Raw genomic sequence first — 26,554 nt, 5'->3', positions numbered from 1 at the left:
ATACTCTAGTGAGGATTGTGAAAAAGACATCAGTATAAAAGTAATTCAAATAGTTGCTTCGGATATAATTGTGAAGCATAATATAAGGCAATATATAAGAGTGATAAACTCAATTGAATGCTGCTAACCGCAATTATTTTCACAGATATGTCAGATGAAAAATCAAGTAACTTTCAATTTTTGAATATATAGATAAAAAATACAAAGAAAAATTGTATATAAAAAGTGACCCATACTAAAAAAAGTAAAATAGAAATAGTTAAAGTAAATGATAGTAGCAAATGAATAGTTGTTTTCACAGAAATGCATAAAAATTAGGGTAACTTGAAAAATACTTATGAAAATGCTATACTTTCTTGTGGTATTCTATTTTTAGATTCGAACTAAATGGAAAAGGACGAACGTAATGAAACTAATAATTCAAATTCCTTGTTATAATGAAGCAGAGACACTAGAAATTGCATTAAACGATTTACCGAAAAAGATTGAAGGTATTGATGATATTGAAGTTTTGATCATTAATGACGGTAGTAAGGACAACACTGTAGAAGTTGCTAAAAATTGGGGAGTTAATTATGTCGTTGATTTTAAACGGAATAAAGGATTAGCTAAAGGATTTATGGCAGGGATAGATGCATGTTTGCGTAATGGGGCAGATATCATCGTTAATACGGATGCTGATAATCAATACAATGGAGCGGATATTGAAAAATTAGTACGACCAATTTTAGATGGTAAATCAGATATTGTTATTGGTGAAAGACCAATTTCTGAAACTGAACATTTTTCTCCGCTGAAAAAGAAATTACAAAAATTTGGTAGCTGGGTGGTAAGGAAAGCATCGAAATCAGATATTCCTGATGCACCGAGTGGTTTTCGTGCGTATAGCAGAGATGCCGCTCTAAAGCTAAATGTAGCGAATGAATATACCTACACATTAGAAACGATTGTACAAGCAGGAAGAAATAAGATTGCTATGACCTCTGTACCGATCAGAACTAATAGTGAGTTAAGACCATCAAGGCTGTTTAGCAGTATGTTTGGCTATGTAAAAAAATCAATGCTAACGATTTTCCGAGCATTTATGATGTATAAACCATTAATGTTTTTTACTATTTTAGGTAGTGTAATGTTTGCTCTGGGAGCCATTATTGGGATTAGATTCTTAATATTTCTAGCACAGGGAGCTGGCTCAGGTCATATTCAATCATTGATTTTGGCAAGTACTCTTTTATTAATTGGTTTTCAAACATTTGTTATTGGACTACAAGCCGATTTGATTTCTGCAAATAGAAAAATTTTAGAAGATATTCAATATCGTGTCAGAAAAATGGATTACGATAAAGATGAAAAATAGTATTCTAACTTAATCAGTGAGTGTTAGCGAGAGGAAATGTAAATGAGTAAAATTTATTCTAAGAAATTTATTATAAATAGCATTATAGCTACAATATCGTTAGTTCTGATAGTTTTTATATTTAAAATGAATATCTCGTCTTCAAGCATTTATTACGAATTCCAGTTCGATAGTGAGACGACGAAACTTGAAAAATTACCAGTTACGTTGGATATAGATGTTTCAAGTAAATACGACAATATTCCGATTGATAAACAGTCTACTAATTATGTCTTATCAAATAAGGTAAAGTTTCCAATAGATCCAAGAAGTATGGAATCTAATTCAATGATGTTATTTTCTCCTGATTTGTCAGTGTTTGAGTCAGTCCATTTAAATAAAATAAATATTTTAGAAAAAAAAGGGAACGGATTCAAATTAAAAGGCAGCATAGTAAAATCTGAGTTTGAGAAAGGAGTCTCTTATTCAGATGGGGAAATTATTATTGAAAAAGGTGTATCCAAACAATTAGCAGATATCGCATATCAAAATTGGAATGTGAAAATATTGTTAGCCGCGATTGTAATTGCAACACTTTTGATCTTCTTTTTTTTAAGTAAAAACAGATTTTTATACACATCAATAGCCGCGTTTTTCTTGTGTATTTCTTTTTTCGCATTAAGTGCACAAGGAAATTATTTTTTTGGTAAATCCTATTATTATAATTCTGGAGAATTAAATAAGTTTGAGCTATTACCAAGTCAGAAATTTACACAAAACTTTGAGACTCCAAGAAAGAGATTTTCTAGTGTAGACTTCAATTTGTTTTTTCCAAACGACAATGGTAAAGAATCAGAAGAACTATCTACTAAACCACAAGCTTTTGTTAAATTAATTGATAAAGCAAATAATGATGTAATCGATGAACAATATGTTTTCGATAGTGAAAACGAAGACGGCATTATTGTTTCTCTAGGTATAAATGATAGTACAAAAAATTCTAAGAACAAAAATTATGAAATAGTAATTGAAAATATTTCTACGGATAATCAAAATATTCAATTGGAAACTGCTACAGAAAGTTCCAATATAATAAAAGAATCTTCACTTTCAAACGAAAAATTGAAACTAACTCTCTTATTCAATACTTATCCTGTTAATGTCATTGGAATGTTAATCATTGTTTTAGTGATATTAGTGTATTTACTAGTTGTTGTATTGTCAAAATATGTCAATAATCCAGCATTTATAATTGTACCGATTTATATCATTGGAATATGTATTTTTGGAATTCAAATGAAAGTTGAACAAAATGTACTTGAAGGATATTGGGATCCTAATGCTCATTTATCTTTTGTTGCTTCGTTAGAAGATACAAAAACCAATATTTTGCCTGATTATGGCAAACAATTTATGACTAAAAATGATTTTGCTTCGTCAGCAAAAAAATTAGGGAAGTCTGACGAATTATCTGGTATTGTTGAACTAGAAGATGGTAATACAAATTATCAGGGACACCCGCCGTTGTACCATCAAATATTAAGATTTTTAGGTGGTACGAAAAAAATAGATGATAAACGTGTCTATGTGAATTTTTCTAGACTGTTGCTTATTTCTAATATAATTTCGTTGCTATCCGTTTCTATTTGGTTTGTTATTGGTTACTTGTATATAAAGAAAGATCCAATTTTCCATTGGCTCTATGTCTCTATCATTACAGGATCTTCGATTTTAATCTATGCAAGTTCGCAATTAGGGAATGATGTCATTGGATTATTAGCTGTAGGATTAACAATTTTTGCATTATTTGGACTTTCAAATAAAAAATATACATTAGTGAATTACATTGCACTAGCACTGGGCATTAGCATTGGCTTGCTAACAAAAGTGAATGTTGGTGCAGTGGTAGCTATAACAACTGGACTATTCTTTATACACCAACTGATACAAAGAAATTTTAAAATCTTATTTAATTGGAAATTTTTTGCTACGCTATTAATATATGTTGGCCCATTATATTTTTATTTAAAAATGTATATGGTGTATGGTGTATTCATGCAATCTTTTGCTAAAATTGATCCGGTTGGTTTTTATCAAGGATCGTTTTATCAAGAGTTTATTTATAGAGAATCTGTAAAGAGTATTAGTGAGTTTATTTATTGGTTTTATGCAACTTTGGTTGATAATTTTTCTTTTCAACCTTTAAAAAATAATAATGGCCTTTTGACAATTATTTGGAAGACCCTTACACAGTTATCTATTTGTATTTATCTTGGTTCTTTTTTAATTAGAATGAAGTCATGGGGAGATAAATGGTTGATTATACGTTTTACATCATTCGGAAGTTTTATATTTTTAATAAATCTTTATTTAAATACGTATAATAGGTACTATCTAGACGGTTATTTGGGTGGTGTACAAGGAAGGTATTTCTTGTATGCTGTTCCGATCATTGCGCTATCGTGTACATGGTTTATACAAATGTTAGTTGAAAAAAATTCTGAATTAAAAAATAATAATTTTGTTGGGAATAAAACAAGGGGAAGTTTATTGAGACCAATGACAGAATTATCAACAGTGCAAACACATCTTCTATTTTTTAGTTCGACGATTATTCTTTTTGGTGGATTCTTGTTTGCATATATACTATAGAAAAGTGCCTTTGAGTAATTTCAGAAGCATTACCTTAAAAAAGTTCTGTGTCAACTAATGTTGGTGAAGAAAATCCATGATGACTATCAACTTTACCAAACAGAATGAAAATAACAAAGTAATCGACTTACAAGTTATTTCCTTTCATACTTTCTGATGTTGGTGAGAAATCACCGACATCTTTTTTAATGCAAAATAATAGAAAAGACATCCTGATATCCTTTAAAATTAAGTCGACGAAAACCAATCAAAAGGAAAAATCAAGATGTCTTACATCACTCTTATCAAAAATACCTTAGATATTCTAGATTTAAATATTACTTTTACTGAAAAATTTTTAGAAAAAGAACGCATTAAAGGGCGAATTTGTTAGGTGTTTTCTGGTAGATTAGACTATTTAGCCCACTCCTGTCCTCATTTTAGAGAGAAAGAAAAAGGGAAGAGTGTTCGTTGGGAATATACTATTTGTCTTATTTTGATGAATTTAAATTGGTTAAACAGGAAAAAATTGTTTCCTCTGGCTCAAATCATTCTTGATTGCTTTCACATTGTCCAACACATTGGACGAATCTTTTTAAAACACCGCATTCAACGAATGAATCTGTTTCTCCAGTAAGGAAATATAGAGCAAAAAATATCGACACTTTTAATTAAATAGAAAAACCTAGAGGAATTTTCCTGTAGGTTTTTTTCATCATTGATTTAATTCTGTAGATATTCTTCACTAACATTAGTTGACAAAGGATTAAAAATATATTACGAACTCATTACGTCTTTGATATTCTAAAGATATATGCTATTCTAACTCATTTTTACTGATCTTTTTGATTTTTTCTGCTAAAGCAGTTGGGTTACCACGTTCAACATAGAAGTTATTCTTGTTATCTTCTTTGAAAAGTTCTCTGTTGGCTTCAGAATCTCCTAATATCACTGGTTTGTTCATTGCTTTATAGATATATGTTTTACCGGCAATTGTCCGATTTGCTTTTCCAATAGTAGCGCTAAAATGTCCAGCTAATGCTAAGTTTGAATTAGCTATTTGCAACGCTAATTGTTCTTGTGTCAACCATTCGATAAAAGTTGTATTAGGAAAATCATTACTATCAAGCTGATATTTTTTTATAATAGGACCTACAATAGTAAATTTTATTGAAGGATCATCTTTTAACTTTTTCATGGCATCAAGTATAATCTCTATTCCTTGAACGGGTAAAATACTACCAAAATAAATAACTTCAAAAGGTTGTGAATGTTTTGTTTCAGCTATTGTCCTATTGTTTTGGTAGATACTAGTATCAGCTGATATATAAATAGTTTCAATTTTATCAATTGGAAATTGGAATTCTTTTGAGAAGTAGTTTCCATGTGTTAGAGTATCCGTAATGACCAAATCTGCTTTGTGAATTGTTTTAGTATCTAGCCAATGAGTTAAGTTTGAAAGGATACCACCATTTTTGAATTTTTTTCTATCATCGACAAGCGTGTCATAGACAGAAATAAAAAAATCTATAATAATTAATTTATTTTTAGGAAAAAAAGGAAATAGTAGAAAAAGTAATTGTGGTGAAAAACCTAAAAATAGAACATCATATTTTTTCTTAAAAAGAACAGGAATTAAATGGAAATAAACTTTTAAAACCCGAAGTAAATAGTTTTTTGTGGAAAATGCAATAATTTTTATAGAATTACTATATTTACTTATTAATTCTATTTCTTGTGTATTTCTTATATAATCAATATTTTTTGTAGATACGAAAACAGTATCTTTTCCTTTTAAAGAGTCGGTTAAATTTTGTGTCATTATTGATTGCCTCCATCAATAATTGTTTTTGTGGTAGTCTCTTCTTTATTGATAAATTTGTCCCAAAAAATGATGATAATAAATGCCAAAGCATCTGATATAGTTGTTAGAACTCTTAGAATGACCATGGAAAGAGTAATTGTCGAGATATTCAGTAAGCCACCTGTTACACCAACCATTACGGCTTCTTTAATACCAATGCCTGCGGGAGCTCCTGGAGTGATAAAACCAACAAGCCAAGAAAGAGTATATGCAGAAAACAGTTTTAAAAATAATGAAAAATCAAGTGGGACATCTAAAATATAAACAAGTGTAATAATATACATCAAACTTGAAATCATCATTACTATAATATAGTAAAATAGACAGATGAAAATAGTTTTTAAGCTTCTTGGATGTAGCAAATATGCATACTTACTAAAGTATGAAGTTACTTTCTCTTTAAACAAAAAGAAGAGTATTGCGAGAATAACTAAAAAAGCTAAGATACCAAGAAGAATATATAGGACATAGTTATTTTTTACGATAAACGTGAAAATGTAGTCGTACAGGAAAAAAATGGATATTAGTAATGCTGATAGAACAGTCATGCCCACGTCAACTAGAGTTGCTGAAGCAACTTCAATATGTGGGATACCTTTTTTTACTGCCAAGCCATTTCTACCGACGTACTGAAAAACGTTACCAGGAACATATTTTAATAAGTTGGATTTAACATAAACTACAATGCTATCTTTAAAAGGAATGCTTACATTAGAAAATAATTCGACTAACTTTTTCCAAGGATTGTTATTCGTAATAACAATAATAGATTGTATGATTACTATAATGAGAACAGGAATGATATTTTTGAACTGGAATAATGTGCTATAATCGATGTCACTGCTAATCAATTTTTTTAAGACAAAGAAGATTGCTAAAACAGTTACGATATTACCTATAATCTTTATAATATTTTTTGTATCAACTTTCATAAATACCTCACTTTCTTTTTTACCAAAATCAAGTTTACTCTATATAGGTGAATTAATCAATTTACTTCTATATAATAGTAACTTCATATTAACTTCCTTAAAAAATTATACAAAACTTGATTTGTGTGTCTCTTTTAAGTAGAATAGTAGTGTTAAAGTTTTATTGAGGTTCATGCACCGCTTCTTAATTATAGAATAAAATAGTCTATTAGAAAGAAGGATGATAATTAACAAGTTAGAAACTCTGCGTAAAAATACATTAGTGTCGGAAGGAATAAAATTCAAATGATTAAAGATCTATTTTCTTTTATAATGGATATCTACAGAAATAAAAAATTAGTATTACAATTTTCAATAAACGATTTTAAGGCTAGATATGCTGGTTCATTTTTCGGGATATTTTGGGCTTTTATAAATCCTTTAGTTACAGTATTAACTTATTGGTTTGTTTTTGGTTATGGAATCAAGGCTGGTTTAACGGACGGAAAATATCCTTTTATAGTTTTTCTGATTACTGGGATTGTTCCTTGGTTCTTTTTTTCAGACTCACTCACATCAGCAACGAATGTTTTTAGAGAGTATACTTATTTAGTAAAAAAAGTTGTGTTTAATATTCGAATTTTGCCAACAACAAAAATATTAGCAAATTTGTATACACATTTATTCTTTATCTTTATCACATTGGTTATTTGTATTCTTAATGGATTTGCACCTACTTTGCAAACCTTGCAGCTTTTTTATTACTTAATTTGTTTAGGTGCTTTTTTAACAGGTCTTACATGGATTACTACTTCAATTCAGCCGTTTTTGCCTGATGTGATGCAGTTTATAAGTATTATTTTACAAACAGTTATGTGGACACTGCCAGTTCTTTGGTCGCCAAGCCAATTTTCTCCAAAAGTTGTTCAGTTTTTGAAATTTAACCCCCTTTACTATGTCATTCAAGGATATCGAGAATCTTTCTTAAGCGAAGGTTGGTTCTGGGAACATTGGGCACTAGGACTTTATTTTTGGATATTTACTTTAGGAATGTTATTGATCGGTTCAATTATTTTTAAACGATTGAAACCTCATTTCTCAGATGTTCTATAAGAAACTTAAGGAGAATCAGTTATGTCAGATTATGCAATTAAAATAGACAAAATTACTAAGACTTATAACATGTATGCTAAACCAACAGATCGTTTTAAAGAAGCTTTGGATCCAAGACGTAAAAGTTACCATGATTTATTCTATGCATTAAAAGATGTTGATATTCATGTAAAAAAAGGGGAAATGATTGGGTTTATCGGAGAGAATGGTTCTGGTAAATCGACAATGTTAAAAATCATTACAGGTGTTTTAACACCTACTTCTGGTTCAATTGAAATCGAAGGTAAAATTTCTGCTTTATTAGAATTAGGTTCAGGATTCAATCCAGAATATAGTGGCTATGACAATATTTATTTGAATGGAATGGTTTTAGGTTTTTCAAAAGAGGAAATTGATGGAATGGTTGAAGACATTATTACGTTTGCAGATATCGGAGATCACTTATATCAGCCAGTAAAAACATACTCTAGTGGAATGTTTGTTCGCCTTGCCTTTGCTGTTGCAATCAATGTTGATCCAGATATTTTAATTATTGATGAAGCTTTGGCTGTAGGTGACTTGGAGTTTCAACTGAAATGTATGGATAAATTTACTGAAATAAAAAATTCTGGAAAGACTATTTTATTTGTTTCCCATGATATCAATTCTGTCCGTCGTTTTTGTGATAGAGTCTATTGGTTAAAGAATGGTGAAGTGGTTGAAGAAGGCGATGTAATGAACGTCTCATCAAATTATGAAAATTTCTTAAAGAAAAAATCTATCAAAACTATTGATACTGAAAAATCAAAGCAAACTGATCAGGAAAATACTGTTCCAGACATTGTTGAAGTAAATAGTGCAGAACTTTTAAACTCTGATTTGTCTCCAATTGAAATAGTTGAGCAAGATCAAAAAGTAATTGTAAAAATTAATTATACAGTAAAAAGAGAGTCAATAAAAAATCCGGTTTGTGGTGTGGCTATTCGTACAGTTGATAATCATTATGTTTGTGGTTTGAATACATTATTAGATAAAGTGACTATACCTTGGCGAAAAGGAGAGAATACTTTTTATATTGAGTATGAGAAGATGTCATTGCTAACAGGTGAATATTATTTTGATATTGCTTTTTTTGAAGAACATGCAACTGTTCCATTGGAATACAAAACAAAATATTTGAAAATGTTCATTAGTGGCCAATATACAGGCGAGGGAATTGTTATATTAGATCATGAGTGGAAGGATACCATAAAAAATGAAATATGATTTTGAAATGGATATTGATGAAAGTACTAGTGTAGGAAAAATTGCTTCTTACATCGAAAACCAAAGTTCTGTATTAGAATTTGGACCAGGAAACGGACGAATGACTAAATACTTAATAGAGGCTAAAAAATGTGAAGTGTCAATCGTCGAGTTAGATAAAGAATTGTATGACTATGTCATCTCATTTTCTAATGACGGATTTTATGGGAATATAGAAGAGTATACATGGGCAGATTATTATGCTGGGAAAAAATTTGATTATATCGTATTTGCAGATGTATTGGAACATTTAATGGACCCAATTAAGACATTGGAAATTGTAAAACAATTTTTGAAAGATGATGGAGAAGTATTGATTACTTTTCCAAATATCGCTCATAATTCAGTACTTATCAATCTGTTCAACAATAAACTTAATTGGACAAAGTATGGTTTGTTAGATGCCACACACAAGACATTTTATACACAGTCTGGATTTGAAAAAGTATTTGATTCAATAGGTTTATACATTAATAAAGAAGATTTTACGATAAATGTAGTTGGAAATAACGAGATTGATGCTCACTATGAAGACTTACCTATAGAAGTGGTGGATGCGTTTAGAAAAAGACCTTTTGGTGAAGTATACCAGTATTTTTACGCACTTAAGAAAAGCCCAGTTGAATCTCCTATACGAGTAATACCTGAAAACTCATATTACCATCGACGAGTATTACTTCAGTATGAGTTAGAAGATAATATTGAAGAAATTGTGATTTCAGTCAATAATTTTACTGGTGAAAACAAAAGTTTGCCTATTGAAGTTCCTTTAGGTGTGAAATCGTTAAAAATTATGCCTTTCCCAGAGAACATTGGTGGAATTATTCGATTTTTTGTCGATGTAAATGGAGAGCAAAGTCATAATGTTGAAACTAGTGCTGTCTTTGAACATAATGAAAAATATATTTTCACTAATATGCAACCAGCATATTTTTCTCTTTCTGGAGAAGATGTTGCTGGGAAGGACCTTGTTTTGAATTTTGATTTTATTTATCAAGGTCAGTATTTGTATGAAATGAACCTAATGATGGAAAGATTAAAAGAAGTTGAAGCAGAAAAGCAAATGGTTATAAATAGATATTATGATTTAGTATCTAGTGAAAAATGGGAACCTGCTAGACGTAAATCAGAGAGAGCTTTCTCTCAGACGTCTGTCGAAGAGTTGAATAGAGTAATGGCGCTAAACATTGATGGTACAGTGAGAAATGAACTAACCAAGACATCTACTATTAAAGGTTGGGGAGTCTCTAATGTAGATAAAATGCCACTAAATTTTGAATTAGAAGCGAACAACGCACCTTATTTCAAATTAAAGAGAATACATCGTACTGAAATAAATGAAGGATTTGGTTTTCCAGAAAATCTGGATTATGGTTTCGAAATTGAAGTAGCAGATTACAAATTAGAACAATTTTTTAATTTTGTCGTATCTACTGAAGATGGTGAATCATGTGATGTGATTATTAATCGTCATATTGGTTTATATTTCCCAGCTAAACCTTCTTCGAGAATACGTAGGATTTTAGGTGCTGTGAAACGTAAAGGAATAAAAGGCTCAGTTAAGTGGCTATTAAATAATCAAGTACAAAAGAATAGTTATGAAAAATGGATTGCTCAAAATGAAGTGTTTGACAAGGAGAAAATACTCACGGAAATAATGAGCTTTGAGTATCAACCCAAAATATCAATTGCAGTACCAGTATATAACGTTGAAGAAAAATGGTTAGATGCATGTATAAGTTCCTTAAAAAATCAATTTTATACTAATTGGGAATTATGTTTAGCAGATGATGCTTCCCCAAAAAAATATATCCGACCGTTACTTGAAAAATATGCTGCTAGTGATGAAAGAATAAAATTAGTATTCAGAGAAAAAAATGGGCATATCTCAGAGGCAACTAACTCAGCGTTGGAAATTGCGTCTGGCGATTATGTTGGTTTTATGGATAATGATGATGAATTAGCACCCAATGCGCTATATGAAATTGTAAAAGCGCTGAACAAGGATAGAGATATAGATTTTTTCTATACAGATGAAGATAAAATGACTCTCGAAGAAAGAAGGTTTGATGCATTCTTTAAGCCCAATTGGAATCGTCAATTAATTTTACAACATAATTACATCACACACTTTGTTGTTGTAAAAAATGAACTTTTAAATCGAGTAGGTGGTTTGAGAACGGAATATAATGGTAGTCAAGATTATGATTTTGTTTTACGTGCGACTGAGAAAGCAAAAAAAATTCACCATATCAAAGGTATCTTGTATCATTGGCGGGCAATTGAGACTTCTACAGCACTAAATCCTGAAAGTAAAACATATGCTTATGTAGCTGGACAACGTGCACTTGAAGCTGCACTAAAACGAAGAAATCTAAAAGGAAATGTTAAAATTGCTGAGTTTTATGGATGTTATAAAATTGATTTTATCCATGATACGACGCCAAAAGTTTCAGTTGTATTTGTTGGGAATAGCAAAAATTTTAATAATAACTTAGAGTCATTATTGAGAAAAACTTACTATCCTAATTTTGAAATTTTGGTTCCTACATCCTCAAAATTTACTATGTCCATTAAAGATGCTAGAGTTCGATTTGTAGATGGTGATATCAATGCACGTGTGAAACAAGCTACAGGTGAATTTATTTTATTACTAAATGAAAATCTGTCACCACTATCTGGCACATGGTTAAATGAACTAATGAATTTTGCTCAATTAGAAGAGAGTGGTATTGTTTGTGGAAAAATTAGTAGCAATGATAACTTAATCTCAAACATTGGTGTAACTTATGATATAGAAAATAGCAAAATCATTTATCCAGAAAGGAACAATCCAGCACAAAATCTGGGTTATTATTATCGTGCTGGACTTCCAAGAGGAATCCATGCTGCAACTGAAGATTGTATGATATTTAGAAAAAATGATTTTGAACAAGTAAATGGAATATCGGAAGAATTTGGTTCTCAAGTGATGGGATTTGACTTTAGTTTGAAAGTAAGAAAATTGTTAGAAAAAGATATTGTTTATGCGTCATATGCTAAATTAAAAGAATCTGAATCAATCGATTTTCACTTTGTTCCAGAAATATTGATTGAACTAGAGAAGAAGTGGACAAAAGATGGATTGATTGATCCATACGGAAATCCATTATCATTTTAAATTTTGGAGGAAATTATGACAAATAAAGTAACAATCACTATTGATAGTATTCTCCGAAATGGGAAAGATAAAACAATTACTGTAAAAGGCTGGGCTTTTGATCAGAAAAACAAGGTAGCACCAATCATTACTGTAAAATCAAGTCCAAATGCAGAAGTTGAAATTACTCAGTTTTACCGAATAGATGTGAATATTTTGTTTGATTTACCTAATGAAATGTGTGTTGGATTTGAAATTAATATCAAGCCTAAATCATTAAAAGGAAAAGTTACGATTCAGTTTACTACAAATAAAGTAGTATCCGACTACACGATAAAACTTGGTAAAAAGTATTCGATTGAGCTAGGAACAGAAACACCTACTCAACTGAAAATTAGTAAAATTCGGAAAGGACTAAGTTACTTAAAACGCAATGGAGTAAAAAATGCTTTAAATCGCTACAAACTAGAAAAATTTATCAATGGTGATGAATATCGAGCATGGATTACGCAAAATGAGAATTGGAATATTGCTGAATTACAAGAAGAGTTAGATCAATTTAAGGTTCAACCGCTTATTTCTATTGTTATGCCTGTTTATAATGTTGAGCCGAGATGGCTAGCTAAATGTATTGAATCTGTACAAAAACAATTATATGAAAATTGGGAGCTATGTATTTGTGATGATGCATCTACTAATAATGAAGTTAAAAAAACCATAGAACGATTTTCTTTAAAAGATGATCGAATAAAAGTTGTCTATCGTCAGAAGAATGGTCACATCAGTGCAGCAAGTAATGATGCATTGAAATTAGCTTCAGGTGAATTTGTTGCGCTATTAGACAATGATGACGAACTTGCAATCAATGCACTTTCAGAAGTTGTCAAGATTATAAATCAGACTCCAGATGTTGATCTCATTTATAGTGATGAAGATAAAATCAACGAAGATGGAAATCGATTTGAGCCTGCATTTAAACCAGATTGGTCTCCTGATTTGTTGATGGGAACCAATTATATTTCACATTTAAGTGTTTACCGCCGTAGTGTACTAATGGATTTAGATGGTTTTAGAACGTGTATTGAAGGTTCTCAAGACTATGATTTAGTCTTACGTTTTACTGAACAGATTCCAGAAAAAAATATTAAACATATACCAAAAGTTTTGTACCATTGGCGCACAATCCCTGGTTCAACTGCATTATCGGCTTCAGAAAAAACATATGCTAACGATGTGGGTATAAAAGTCTTGAAAGATGCTTTGTATCGCAGAGGTATAAAAGGGAGTGTCTCTAAAGGGATTGCACCAGGTTTCTATACCATATCTTATGAAGTGATAAGTGAAGAATTAGTAAGTATTATCATTCCAACTAAAAATGGCTATGAAGATGTCAAAACATGTGTTGACTCTATAATTGATAAAACTAGCTATTCAAATTATGAGATAATCATTGCAGATAATGATAGCGATGACCCTAAAATGGATGAATTGTATTCTAGTTATAAAAAAAGGCTTGGAAGTCGGTTTATTGTGTATGAAATTGATATCCCGTTTAATTACTCGCGTATCAATAATATTGCTGCTAGTAAAGCAAAAGGAAAATATTTATTATTTTTGAATAATGATACCCAAGTTATTTCATCTGATTGGATGACACGTATGGTTTCTTATGGTCAATTTGATCGTATTGGTTGTGTTGGTGCCAAATTATATTATCCAGATCGTACAATTCAACATGCGGGAGTTGTTATGGGATTAGGTGACGTTGCTGGTCACGGACATCACTATTTCCCAGACAAAGACTTAGGATATTTTGGGCGTCTATATTTGGATGTTGATTATTTAGCTGTTACTGCAGCGTGTGTATTAGTGAAAAATGCTGACTTTGAATTAGTTGGTGGTTTTGATGAGGAATTTACTATTGCATTTAATGATGTTGATTTATGTATGAAGATATATGAATTAGGACGCTATAACGTATGGGTTCATCAAGCTGAATTATATCACTTTGAATCAAAGTCTAGAGGATATGAGAACACTCCAGAAAAAATAACACGTTTTGATGGTGAAAAAAAATTATTGCAAAAGAAATGGCGTAAGTATATTGATAATGATCCATTTTATAGCCCAAATTTGACAAGAGGGACTGGTAATTTTACGATTCGTATCGAGTCTTAAAAGTTAGTCGTACAATAAGATATAAGAATTAAAAAGTATTTGATAGTCAAGACAAGAGGGCAGGATTTATTATTTTTAGTCTTTGATAAAAAATGTTGTGTGGTCAAAAGGAGGTAAAAATGGATAAAATAAAGAAAGATCAGGTTAAAAATTGGCTTGTGAAAAATCAATCTATGATTGCTCTTGTCATTTTATTTTTAAGTATTACTTATTATTTATCTTTTTTTGGTTTACAAAAAGGGACAGATGATGAATGGTTTCAAAGAATAAGTCAGCAACAAAATTATTTTGATTATATATCAAATCGTTATATGACTTGGTCTGCAAGGTTTTTCCCTGATAGCGTAATGTATTTTGTTTTTTCTGTACCTATGATTATGTATTGGGCAATTACTTCTTTGGCCGTAATTTTAACTTCTTATTCAGTAGTTCGTATAATTAAAAGTGAAGTAAAGACTTTTGATATTTTTGTTGTCTGTACTTTATTTGGATTTATGAACTTTGAAATGTTTTTCCATTCTTTCTTATGGATTACAGGAGCAGTCAATTATTTATGGCCATTAGCCTTAGGATTGTTTTCAATGATACCTTATGCAGATTATGTGTTTAGAGGAGATAAATGGGGTAAAAATCGTTGGATTTTCTTCAGTATACTATCGACAGTATTATTTTCATTGAGCAATGAACAATACTTAATGGTTGGATTTTGTGCTGCATTGACTGGACATTTGATGTTATTTATAAAAAAAGAAAAGCAATTATTTTTTCTTTTATTTAAAACAGTACTTATGTTTTTAGGGATTTTATTCATGTATTTTGCTCCTGGTAATGCTTTGCGCCTTCAAAGAGAAACTGAAAAGTGGTATCCTGACTTCAATGAATTATCAGTTTTTTCACATATAAAAGTAGGTTTAAACTTTATGGTCATGGGAATTTACAATAATATCTTTTCTCTATTTCTTTTAGTTATTCTGTCATCCTTACTTTTATTGAAACTAAATAGGTCTTCATTTTTTATAATAAGTATCGTTATTGCTTGTTTGTCTTGCATGTATCTGTTTCCAGGATTTTCAAGTGGACTTGGTCAAATTTATAATTACTCAATAAAGCAACTTTTTAGTATTGATGCATTTACTGTAGTGATAAAGAATTTCTTTGTTGCTTTTCTTCTGTTTATTATTACAGGAATTGCAGTTTATAGAAGTGCTACTTATAAAAAATTCTCATTATTGTGTATGATAGCTTCTTTATTTTCAATTATCATGTTATGGTTTTCGCCTACTCTTTTTGCTTCTGGTAGTAGAGTATTTGTTTGTGCGGGAGTGTTATTTGTTATTGTCGCATATGACTTGGTGAATAAAAAGATTAATGATATACAAATTCCCAAAAATATGCTGTTAATAATGCTTGCTATTTATCCAATATTTAACCTATTATTACCAGTACTTTTAGGAAGTATTGAAAAAATTTGATTTAAATAGTAATATAAAAATAGAAGTTGAAATCTACTATAAATAGATAGAGATCTAAGCTCTTTATCAACGAATGTTGGTGAAGAAAATTCAAAGAATTAAATCAAATATTGGCTCTATACTTTCTGATGTTGGTGAGAAATCACCGGCATCTTTTTTTAATGCAAAATAATAGAAAAGACATCCCGATATCCTTTAGAATTAAGTCGACTAAAACCAATTAAAAGGAGGAAATCAAGATGTCTTACACCAATCTTATCAAAAATACCTTAGATATTCTAGACTTAAACATTACTTTTACTGAAAATTCTTTAGAAAAAGAACGCATTAAGGGACGAATTTGTCAGGTATTTTCTGGTACATTAGACTATTTAGCCCACTCCTGTCTTCATTGTGGAGAGAAAGAAAAAGGAAAGATTATTCGTTGGGGCTATACGACTTGTCTTATTTTAATGAACGATGTGTCTGAGTATCAAACGTATTTACGCTTGAAGAAACGCCGTTTCTTCTGTTATTCCTGTGAAAGAACGTTCGTCGCTGAAACAAGTCTGATCCAAAAAGGGTGTTCGATTTCTAAGAAAGTGAAGCTATCCATTGCCGATCGATTAAGAAAGGTCACGTCTATGAGTGAGATTGCGCGTCAAAAGAAGGTCTCTGTTTCTTCTGTCTATCGCGTCTTGAAACAATTTTATGAACCGAAAAAAATCAATCGCCTGACCTTGCCTGAAGTCCTTTGTTTTGATGAATTTAAATCGGTTAAACAGGTCGCTGCTTCTATGAGTTTTATCATGATGGATGGTCAAACAAAGCAGTTAATTGATGTCATTGAAAACCGTCAATTGTCCTTTTTACAACGTTATTTTTCACGATTCTCTTTGTCTGTTCGTGAACGTGTAAAATATATCGTTTGTGATATGTACGCTCCTTATTTTTCTCTCGTCAAAAAATTGTTTCCTATGGCTCAGATTATTCTCGATCGCTTTCACATTGTCCAACACATTGGACGAACCTTTTTAAAACACCGCATTCAACGAATGAATCTGTTTCTCCAGAAAGGAACTGTAGAGGCAAAAAAATATCGACACTTGAAGAAGTACTGGAAACTTCTTCAAAAGAACCAATCGAAGCTCGATTTTGAAAAACGCCAATGGCGTCCTTCTTTCCGCACCTATTTAACAGAAACAGAACTCGTTGATCGACTCCTTGCATATGATGAGGAGTTAAAATCTGGTTACACCTGTTATCAGAACGTTCTTTATGCGGTACAAACACGAGACTACACAAGATTCCACTCGCTATTAGAACAAGATTGTTCTGGACTTCCCGTCTATTACCAAACAGTTTTTTCTACCTTTAAGAAAGTTCAAAATGAAATTAAGCATGCTCTAGAATTATCCTATTCCAATGGCCCATTGGAATGCTTGAACAACCATATCAAAGTGTTAAAGAGAAATGCGTATGGGTTTCGTAACTTTTATAACTTTAAATTGAGAATTGCTTTATGCTTTGGTAACGTTCTTTTTCAGCCAAATAGAAAAACCTAGAGGTATTTTCCTCTAGGCCTTACAATAATTGATTTAATTCTTTGGATTTTCTTCACCAACATTAGTTGACAAAGAGCCCAAATATTGTGAGAGCTTGGGACGTAAGGTCCCAAGCTCATTTTTTTTCAAAACTCAGTATTGATTTTTGCTGGTTCATGAAACTGTTTCAAGGCACGATAAATAGGAGAAACAGATATCTTCTTTTGACAAGCAATTACACTTATATGGGTGACTTTTCTGAGCTGTTTAGGAATGAATAGCGTCACCCTTATTCGAAATCAAATACTATTTTTCAGTAAGACTCATTTCAGTAACAAAAACTCTGTCACAGGATTCGTAGGAAACAGATTGTTTCTATAGACTTAAATAGGTTTGTTACTCAGAAACATCTTTCAGTGAAATCAGACAAGATATAAAAATATAATGGTTAAATCTATTCACTTATTTTCCTTTAAGAGAATATCGAAAAGATTCTCCTTTTAGTCTGTTCTATTTTTTTGAAATAATTTAATCGAATAAAATATAGAAATGATTCCATGTATTCTAAGAAAATATTGAGTGATTCATTTTGTTTTCTGAAATTTTTCAGTTAGATGATAATTAGATATAGCAGGAGATTTGCTCATAGACAAAAAAAAAATACTTTGCTACAATCAAGCTAATATGATAAGAAGGGGTGTAAAATTGAAAAAAAAATTAGGATGTTTATTTGTTGGTATGATGATATGTATGATGGTTACGCCATCATCTGTTTTAGCAGAAGAAATAAGTGAGTCGACTAGTACTATTGAAAGTCAATTGACGCAAGAAAGTACTGAAAATGAAGAAAAGAGTAACACTGCTATAGAAGCAAGTACAATTGACGATACAAATGAAACAGTTGGATATGAAGATTCTGAAACAAAGGATAAGGAAGTCAAATTAAGCTATTCAGTTTACAATAAAAAAACAGGTTGGCAATTTGGAGAGGAAGAAGGCGGGCCTAGTTTAATTCAAGATAACAGAATTGAAGCTTTTAAAATTAATTTAGACGGTATAGAGCCAGAATTAGGTACAGTTCAATATCGTTCACATGTGGCGAGTATTGGCTGGCAAGATTATGTAGATGCTAATGAAATTAGTGGTGTAGCTGGAAAAAGACTAGAAGCTATTTCGCTTCAATTAACGGGAATTTTAAAAGAAAGATATGATCTTTATTATAGAGTTCAAGTTCAAAATGTTGGTTGGTTGGATTGGGCCGTGAATGGACAGAATGCTGGAACTATTGCTTTTTCGTATGAAGTTCAAAGGATTCAAGTTAAACTAATCGAAAAAGGATTAGCGGCACCAGGAGAAACAACGCGACCTTCATTAGACTTTAAGCAGCCGAATGTTAATTATCAAAGTCACATACAAAGCATCGGCTGGCAGACTGTAAAGTCTAATGGACAGACTAGTGGAACGATTGGCCAATCCAAACGTATGGAAGCAATGAGAATAGCACTTGATAATTTGCCAGTTGATGGAGGAGTTGAATACAGAAGTCATGTGCAAAGCATTGGTTGGCAAAACTATGTATCAAATAATTCTATTACTGGAACGGTTAGTCAGGCGAAGCGTATGGAAGCAATCAGTATCAGATTAATCGGGGATATCGCTAAACACTTTGATGTCTATTATCGTGTACATGCTAAAAACTTTGGTTGGTTAGATTGGGCAAAAAATGGAGAAGATGCTGGCACGGCTGGGTTTGGATACCAGTTAGAATCGGTAGAAATCAAATTAGTCAAAAAAGGTATAGAGGTTTCGGAACCTTCAACAAGACACTTTGTACAATTTAAGCAACCTGAAATTTTATATCAAAGTCATATTCAATCTATTGGTTGGCAAGCAACTAGTAAAAATGGTCAAGAAAGCGGTACAACAAATCAGCGTAAAAGAATTGAAGCGATTAAGATAAATGTTGAGAATGCTCCGGTTTCAGGTGGAATTGAGTATCGTAGCCATGTTCAAGGCATCGGCTGGCAAAACTATGTTTCTAATAATCAATTGAGTGGTACTGTTGGTCAATCAAAACGTGTTGAAGCTTATGATGTTCATTTGACTGGAGAATTAGCAAAACATTTTGATATATACTATCAAACACACACAGAATACTTTGGTTGGTTAGGCTGGAATAAAAATGGTGGTGTCAGTGGTACTTCTGGTTATGGTTTTAGAATGGAAGCTTTTAAGATTATTATAGTTAAAAAAACATCTTCTGGGCCAGAAGTTTCAAATAATTATAAAAAGGCACCATCCAATATTAGTAATTATTACCTTGATGTTCCTGCGAAAATTGAATTGAAGACGAAGCACTATTATACAGACCAAGCATTACGAAGAGGCAATGATATTGCTGCCGGAACCGTGATAAACGTAAGAGGAAAAATTTTAGATAGAAATGGTTATCCACTTTTAGTCACTCCCTATGGTAATGTTACAGCTAATAGAAACATAGTTGTATCTACAAATAAAGGACAAAAAACATTTATGGATGTACCATTTTATAATCAAAATACTTATGGCTATCCAAATGGTTGTGAAGAATTTTCTTTGTACATGGCACTGCAGTATTTAGGTGCCACGAAGGGACAAAACGTTCATCAAGTTACAAATGCTGTTCCTAAAGTTCCTTCATCAGGAAATCCGCATGATGGGTTTAATGGGAACCCGACAGACAGATACGGATTCCATACTATTTACCCGAAAGCATTTACACCATATGCGAAAAGATATGCACCTAATTCTAAAGATATTAGCGGAGTTAATACCGCTCGATTTAAAGAAGAATTAATGAAAGGAAATCCTCTAGTTGTTTGGGGAACATATCCATATTTGGCGCCGCCTATTATTGATGGAACTTATTATGGATCTTTGAAAGTTGCGAATCTTCATGTTTGGCTAATAACTGGATTTGATGGTAATACTTTTTATGTGGCGGATCCAATTTATGGTAAGCTTACGGTTAGTGAAGGAACGGTGGGACTGTCTTATAGTCCTAATAAAATGGCAGTTGCTATTGATAAGTAGAATAGAGGATGGATAATGAAAAATAAACAGATTTTGATATTGTCTGCTATCATCATTTTAGTAATTGGTCTATTTTTCTTTGTTAAAACGAATAATAAGAAAAAAGTAGATAGTCAAAGTTCAGAGACAACATTATCTAAGGTTGTTGAACAATCAGTACAGTCAGTGATTGATTATTCTAGTGAGACAGAAACGTCATATAGCTATGAGAAGATCACTCTCAGTATAGAAGAACTAAAAAATTACAGAGAAAAAATTGAAAAAGCTGGTTTTGATAGTACCTTATTTTCAGATCAGGAGATTCAAATAATGGATTTAGAACTAGATAAAAATGACCAATCTATTTCTGATTATTTGAAAAACAAACCAGAAAAAATTTTTGATGAATCTGAGATTGAAAAAGTTCGTAAAGAATTAGAAGCAGCGGATATTGATCCAAATAAGTTTCATAACAATGAAATCGTTGATTTTATAAAACAAGCCAAAAAAGAGAAAAAAACAATAGTAGATGTTGTGAAAGAGTACAAAAGATAAAAAAATAATCATCAAAAATAAGGATTGAAAGCTTTTTAAATCCCAAAAACCCGCACAATACATTTATGCATCGTGCGGGTTTTAGTTCAACCATTCCCTTTGTCACAAGCTCTCATTTATAAACAGAAATACTTCTAATTGTTTGATACTCGCTCTTAAGAGTGATACAATAATTCCGATTGAAGGGACTATTGTGACAAAAATGATCGCCTATCGCGGCATTAAAGGAACCCATCTTAAAATACTTTAGTTGCTTTTAAAGAAGCTGTTCAATTTAAAATTACCGGGATCGAATTAGACGTCCAACTATCAAAAAACATCTGCTTGTTTTGATTCATGATGAAATTGTCGATCGTACGACCAACGGTCATGGAAAAGTGGGATGCTTGACATTAGTCGGATTAAAATAGCTGGATGTTGGCAGTTAGTTTGAAAAAATTCGATTTTCCAGGGAATTACGATTAGACAAGAAGTATTGATCGCGTTAAAAAAAGAATTTTCAAAGATTATTAACTATTGAAATCAAAACTGAAAAGATACAATATGAAATAATTGAGTAGCAAATAATTCAGTTACTACATTTCCAAGTCAGAACGTTTAACTAGATGTATTCAAGTTTTTATTTTAAAAGTTTAGAAAAAATTTGGAAAATAGAAAAAGAACAAAAGATCATTTCATTGTTTAAGTAATCAGAAACAGATAAAATAAAAGCTCTTCAATCAACATTTGTCGAAGGAATTCATCCTGAAATCACATGGGTGTTAGAGCATTTGAATTACTTGGCTGATTATCCTAAAGTAATTCGACCTTGGACTGTTAATGACAAGGAAAAGATGAAAATTTGTTTTAACTATCATATTTAGTAGGTATCTACACAGATTTTCCAGAGTTTGCATTGAAAATACGAGAAAACATACAAAATAAAGGATGAACAGATTGAAAAAAGTATTAGTGATTGCAGGTCCAACTGCAGTTGGAAAAACCTCTTTAAGTATTTCATTAGCCGAAAAATTTAATGGAGAAATAATCAGTGGTGATTCTATGCAGGTTTATAAACAATTAGATATAGGAACTGCAAAGGCAACAGAAGAAGAGCGTGCTGGTATTGTGCATCATTTGATCGATTGTCGTGAATTAACACAAACCTATTCCGTAGCTGATTTTCAAAAAGAAGGTCGTCAAGCAATCGATTCGATCATAGAGAAAGGCAAATTGCCGATCGTTGTTGGTGGAACAGGTCTTTACATTCAAGCACTGCTGTACGACTTTGAATTAGGTGTTAAAGATGAATCAGCAGAAATTCGAGAGAAGTATAATTTGTTCGCTGAAGTTCATGGAAATCAGTCCTTATGGGATTTGTTAAAGGAAAAGGATACAGCAGCTGCAGAACGTATTCATTTTAATAACCGAAAAAAGATAATTCGAGCCTTGGAAGTGTTTGATAAAACAGGTTATAGTATCTTAAGCCCTAAAGAAACGCCTAAACCATTATATGATTACTTTTTAGTAGGATTAGAGACAGATCGTACTATTCTTTATGATAGAATCAATGAGCGGGTGGACACAATGCTCAATCAAGGGCTTCTAGATGAAGCAAAATTACTGTACAAAAAACAAACACAACAATCGATTCAAGGAATCGGTTATAAAGAATTTTTCCCTTACTTTGAAGGTGAAAAAACGTTAGAAGAAGCAATCAATCAAGTAAAGCAAAATTCAAGAAGGTATGCGAAAAGACAATTAACCTGGTTTAAAAATCGCATGAATGCCAGTTGGTGGGATTTAGTACAAGCATCGGCTAGTATTTCGGAGTTAGAAAATAAAATAGAGATCTGGCTAGATTCTTCGAAAGGATAAATGATGAAAAAAAAAGCAGAAAAAGTCATATTGGTAGGGGTAGAAACAGAGGAAAATTATACTCGATTCGAAGGTTCTATGAAAGAATTGAAAAATTTAACTAAAACCGCACAAGGAGAAGTCGTATTTTCTTTAACGCAAAAAAAAACTCGAATTGATTCGAAAACAGTGATCGGTAAAGGAAAATTAGAGGAATTAGTACAGTTGGTTGATGCATATGAAACCGATATCGTCATTTTCAATCATGAGCTAACGCCGAGACAAACTCAATTGATCATTGAAGCTGTCGGAGTGAAAGTAATTGATCGAGTTCAGTTGATTTTAGATATTTTTGCGATGCGGGCTCGTTCAAAAGAAGGAAAGCTACAAGTTGAGTTGGCTCAGCTGAATTACTTGCTCCCCCGACTGATTGGCCAAGGGAAACAATTATCTCGTTTAGGCGGAGGAATCGGTACAAGGGGACCAGGAGAAACCAAACTTGAATCAGACCGAAGACACATTCGAAATAAAATTATTGCAATCAAAAGAGAATTAAAAGAAGTGACTGCACATCGTGAACGAAGCCGAAAAAAGCGTCGTTTGTCAGATATTTTTCAGATTGGGTTGATTGGATACACCAATGCAGGAAAATCAACAATTTTAAACTTATTGACCACGGCTGGAGCCTATTCAGAAGATCAACTATTTGCAACATTAGATCCATTAACTAAAAAATGGCAATTACCTCAAGGAATGATTGTAACATTAACTGACACGGTAGGGTTTATTCAAGATTTACCTACGCAATTGATTGAAGCTTTTCAATCAACACTAGAAGAAAGCCGCAACATGGATTTATTATTACACGTGGTGGATGCCAGTGCAGAAGATCGTTTACAGCATGAACAAACGGTTGTAGAATTACTTAATGATTTAGATTTAGAACAAATTCCCGTTTTAACTGTGTATAATAAAAGTGATCAAATTGATGAAACTGAATTTGTTCCGACCTTGTTTCCAAACGTGTTAGTTTCGGCTAAAAGTACATTGGGAAAAGAAGAACTTACTAGATCTGTGCGAGAAAAAATGATGGAATTGCTAGTGCCTTATGAATTCGATATACCATCAGATCAAGGATTGGAGTTGAGTCAATTAACTCGCTATACATTACTTCTGTCTAAAGTTTTTGAAGAAGATAAAAATGTGTATCATGTAAAGGGATTTGCATCGAAAACTGCTAAGTGGGCAAGATAGATTTTTGATCATTCAAAATTTTATTTGAGGCTATTTGTCAGTTAATATTGGTGAAGAATACCCAAAGAATTAAATCAATAATGAAGAAAGAGCTTGGGACATAAGTCTTAAGACAAATAAAACAGAAGACCGAAAATCATAAAAATGTTTTTCAGTCTTTTATTTTTTAGATTATTGGGAGAATCCTTCATGTTTTCTAGCTTACTTAGCCTATATTTCCTTAAATTTACTGCGATTAACGCGAATCCAATTTCATTGTGTGCCTGTTGTTTCCCTCGAACAGAGAACCGAGTGAACCCTAAACAAGCCTTCAAATGTCCGAAAGCTGGTTCGACGTCAATTTTTCGTTGACGATAGAGTTTACCTGTTTCTTCTTCTGAAAGCAGCTGTTGAATTCTTGCTTTAAAGTATTCCCAATTCATGTTCTTTTGAATCTCACGATTCTTGTCACTCTTCGCTTTTGTACACTGGCTTCGAAGAGGACAATTCGAGCAGTCTTCACATTCATACCGTTTTAAATAACGTTTAAAGCCATATTTATCTGTACGAATAGAATAGTTTCGAAAATTCATTTTTCGTCCGTTTGGACAAAGAAACGTATCATCTAATTCCTGATACGACCAGTTTGCTGGAAGGAACGGATTTTGTTTAAACTTTTTCTTCTGTTCTTTATGGTACATGGCATAAGTGATGAGTGGTGTTCGCTCGTGATCCTCTAAAACCGCTTGATAGTTTTCTTCTCCTCCATAGCCGGCATCTGCGACAATATAGTTTGGCAGATCAAAGAAACGCTCTTTTAAAGTGGTTAAAAAAGGGCGCAATGTTCGTGTATCTGTTGGATTTGAGAAAAGATCATAGCCTAAAATATACTGACTGTTCGTGGCGATTTGAAGATTATAACCTGCTTTCAACTGACCATTTTTCATATGATCGTCTTTCATGCGCATAAAAGTGGCATCTAGATCAGTTCTAGAGTAACTGTTTCGTTGCCCTAAAATCTGTCTATGTTTTTGATAAGCGAGTTTTCGCTCTTTAAAGTCCTTGAAAAGTGTCCTTAATTTTTTAGGAATTTTTCGTTTAGAACGGATTGATTTGCGCGTAATTCCATCCTCTGCTTGTTCGATTTTTTCTGTAAACTTTTCGACAACATGCGCGAGATTTTCTTCAATCTTACCTAATTCAGTGACAGATAATTCTTTTGAGGACTCTCGCTCAATTTCAGGAATAATTTGATTCTTTAACAATTCATCGTAGAGAAAATTTGATTTTTCAGTAAGCTTTTTATCAAAGTTATCAATGGATTTTCTCCAAACAAAGGTGTATTTATTGGCGTTGGCTTCAATCTTTGTACCATCGATAAAAATGGCTTCTTCATCGATTAATTGTTCCTTGACTAATTGGCTACGGAACTGGACGAAGCACTCCCGAAGGAGTGCATTCACTAAAGGATTCACTCGAAAACGATTGATGGTTCGATAACTAGGTTGATAACTTTGAGTAAGCCACATCATGCGAATACTGTCTTTCGTCAAGGCTTCAATCTTGCGACCAGAAAATACAGATTGTGTGTAGGCACATAAAATCATCTTCATCATCATTTTCGGATGATAAGAAGAAGGCCCCATTTGATGATGAAAAGGAAGAAAGCGTTCCTCCGGAATACTTTCAACTAATTGATCAATGGCAAACGCAATATCGTTTTTTTCTAACTGAAAACTAAAATCTAGAGGAAGAACGACTTGATTTGTGGTATAATTTTTAAACATAAGAACACCTCGCTGACTTATTTGTTTAGTCACTTTTATTTTAGCAAAGGTGTTCTTATTTTTGTACAAAAAAACAATCCAGATGCCAATCAATTTGACTGGTATCTGGATTTTTCGTTAGGACTTATGTCCCAAGCTCTTTCTATTCGATTGAAAAAGAACGTTACCAAAAGCAGAAAGCAATTCTTAATTTAAAATTGTAGAAATTACGAAATCCATACGCGTTTCTCTTTAATACTTTAATATGGTTGTTCAAGCATTCCGAAAATTGGTTTCAAGACACTATAAACAGAAGAGACAGAGACCTTCTGTTGACGCGCAATCTCACTCATAGACGTAACCTTTCTTAATCGATTGGCAATGGATAACTTCACTTTTTTAGAAATCGAACACCCTTTTTGAATTGTTTTAGACGACTTAATTCTAAAGGATATCAGGATGTCTTTTCTAATATTTTGCATTAAAAAAAGATGTCGGTGATTTCTCGCCAACATCATAAAGTATAGAGCTGATATAAATCGTAGAGTTATATCCTAACCTCTTTTTTGTTTTAATCCAAATTTTGTGAAGAATACTTGATTTAAAGGTTTTTCAATAGCTCTTTTATTTTTATGTCAGAAAACCTTACATAAATCATTGAC

At 32.0% G+C, this 26,554-nt stretch carries 16 protein-coding genes and 1 pseudogene; 12 read left to right on the top strand and 5 right to left on the bottom strand.

Features of this window, described 5'->3' with window-relative positions; genetic code table 11:
• Positions 1-406: 406 nt before the first annotated feature.
• On the top strand, positions 407-1,357 hold the full coding sequence (locus AC4BC4_RS11910; protein ID WP_438757006.1) for a glycosyltransferase family 2 protein: 951 nt from the start codon (positions 407-409) through the stop codon (positions 1,355-1,357).
• Positions 1,358-1,399: 42 nt separating this feature from the next.
• Positions 1,400-3,988 carry a hypothetical protein gene (locus tag AC4BC4_RS11905; protein WP_490475832.1) on the top strand — a complete coding sequence of 863 codons (2,589 nt, stop codon included), beginning with the start codon at positions 1,400-1,402 and terminating at the stop codon, positions 3,986-3,988.
• Positions 3,989-4,784: 796 nt separating this feature from the next.
• Here AC4BC4_RS11905 and AC4BC4_RS11900 read toward each other — a convergent pair.
• Positions 4,785-5,789: a glycosyltransferase gene (locus AC4BC4_RS11900; protein WP_438757004.1), complete on the bottom strand. Its 1,005-nt coding sequence runs from the start codon at positions 5,787-5,789 to the stop codon at positions 4,785-4,787.
• Positions 5,789-6,763 carry a hypothetical protein gene (locus AC4BC4_RS11895; protein ID WP_490475831.1) on the bottom strand — a complete coding sequence of 325 codons (975 nt, stop codon included), beginning with the start codon at positions 6,761-6,763 and terminating at the stop codon, positions 5,789-5,791. The genes AC4BC4_RS11900 and AC4BC4_RS11895 overlap by 1 nt, the downstream gene beginning before the upstream one ends.
• A 285-nt stretch (positions 6,764-7,048) precedes the next feature.
• On the opposite strand from AC4BC4_RS11895, the gene AC4BC4_RS11890 reads away from it, so the two are divergent.
• The 10 genes from AC4BC4_RS11890 (at position 7,049) to hflX (ending at position 24,147) form a co-directional block, all read left to right on the top strand.
• Complete coding sequence (locus AC4BC4_RS11890; RefSeq protein WP_438757002.1) at positions 7,049-7,855, top strand: ABC transporter permease; 807 nt, start codon at positions 7,049-7,051, stop codon at positions 7,853-7,855.
• Between the two features lie 21 nt (positions 7,856-7,876).
• Positions 7,877-9,100, top strand: coding sequence for an ABC transporter ATP-binding protein (locus AC4BC4_RS11885; protein WP_438757001.1), 1,224 nt, complete (start codon positions 7,877-7,879; stop codon positions 9,098-9,100).
• Entirely contained in the window at positions 9,090-12,299 is a 3,210-nt protein-coding gene (locus AC4BC4_RS11880; RefSeq protein ID WP_490475830.1) for a glycosyltransferase, read from the top strand. Before AC4BC4_RS11885 ends, AC4BC4_RS11880 begins: the two co-directional genes overlap by 11 nt.
• A 15-nt stretch (positions 12,300-12,314) precedes the next feature.
• Entirely contained in the window at positions 12,315-14,456 is a 2,142-nt protein-coding gene (locus AC4BC4_RS11875; RefSeq protein WP_490475829.1) for a glycosyltransferase family 2 protein, read from the top strand.
• 119 nt (positions 14,457-14,575) lie between these two features.
• Positions 14,576-15,928, top strand: a complete 1,353-nt coding sequence (locus tag AC4BC4_RS11870; protein ID WP_438756998.1) for a DUF6056 family protein — start codon at positions 14,576-14,578, stop codon at positions 15,926-15,928.
• Positions 15,929-16,167: 239 nt separating this feature from the next.
• The gene (locus AC4BC4_RS11865) at positions 16,168-17,472 is read left to right on the top strand and encodes an ISL3 family transposase (RefSeq protein ID WP_438755906.1); all 1,305 of its coding nucleotides are present in this window, start codon (positions 16,168-16,170) and stop codon (positions 17,470-17,472) included.
• Positions 17,473-18,156: 684 nt separating this feature from the next.
• Positions 18,157-20,523, top strand: a complete 2,367-nt coding sequence (locus AC4BC4_RS11860) for a C39 family peptidase (RefSeq protein WP_490475828.1) — start codon at positions 18,157-18,159, stop codon at positions 20,521-20,523.
• Positions 20,524-20,538: 15 nt separating this feature from the next.
• Complete coding sequence (locus AC4BC4_RS11855) at positions 20,539-21,057, top strand: hypothetical protein (protein WP_438756996.1); 519 nt, start codon at positions 20,539-20,541, stop codon at positions 21,055-21,057.
• 936 nt (positions 21,058-21,993) lie between these two features.
• The gene (gene miaA / locus AC4BC4_RS11850) at positions 21,994-22,914 is read left to right on the top strand and encodes a tRNA (adenosine(37)-N6)-dimethylallyltransferase MiaA (protein WP_490475827.1); all 921 of its coding nucleotides are present in this window, start codon (positions 21,994-21,996) and stop codon (positions 22,912-22,914) included.
• Positions 22,915-22,917: 3 nt separating this feature from the next.
• The gene (gene hflX / locus AC4BC4_RS11845) at positions 22,918-24,147 is read left to right on the top strand and encodes a GTPase HflX (RefSeq protein ID WP_490475826.1); all 1,230 of its coding nucleotides are present in this window, start codon (positions 22,918-22,920) and stop codon (positions 24,145-24,147) included.
• A 107-nt stretch (positions 24,148-24,254) separates the two neighbouring features.
• Here hflX and AC4BC4_RS11840 read toward each other — a convergent pair whose 3' ends face one another.
• The 3 genes and pseudogenes from AC4BC4_RS11840 to AC4BC4_RS11830 all read right to left on the bottom strand — a co-directional run bounded on the left by AC4BC4_RS11840 (position 24,255) and on the right by AC4BC4_RS11830 (position 26,374).
• Entirely contained in the window at positions 24,255-25,913 is a 1,659-nt protein-coding gene (locus tag AC4BC4_RS11840) for an IS1182 family transposase (RefSeq protein WP_490477378.1), read from the bottom strand.
• A gap of 117 nt (positions 25,914-26,030) precedes the next feature.
• Positions 26,031-26,175 (bottom strand): annotated as a pseudogene (locus AC4BC4_RS11835) (transposase); the annotation flags it as partial.
• Complete coding sequence (locus AC4BC4_RS11830; RefSeq protein WP_490475825.1) at positions 26,153-26,374, bottom strand: hypothetical protein; 222 nt, start codon at positions 26,372-26,374, stop codon at positions 26,153-26,155. The pseudogene AC4BC4_RS11835 and the gene AC4BC4_RS11830, both read right to left, overlap by 23 nt.
• Positions 26,375-26,554: the final 180 nt, after the last annotated feature.

It is taken from the genome of Enterococcus sp. AMC1086, from assembly GCF_058216575.1.
This window is presented reverse-complemented; position numbering and strand designations above follow the sequence as displayed.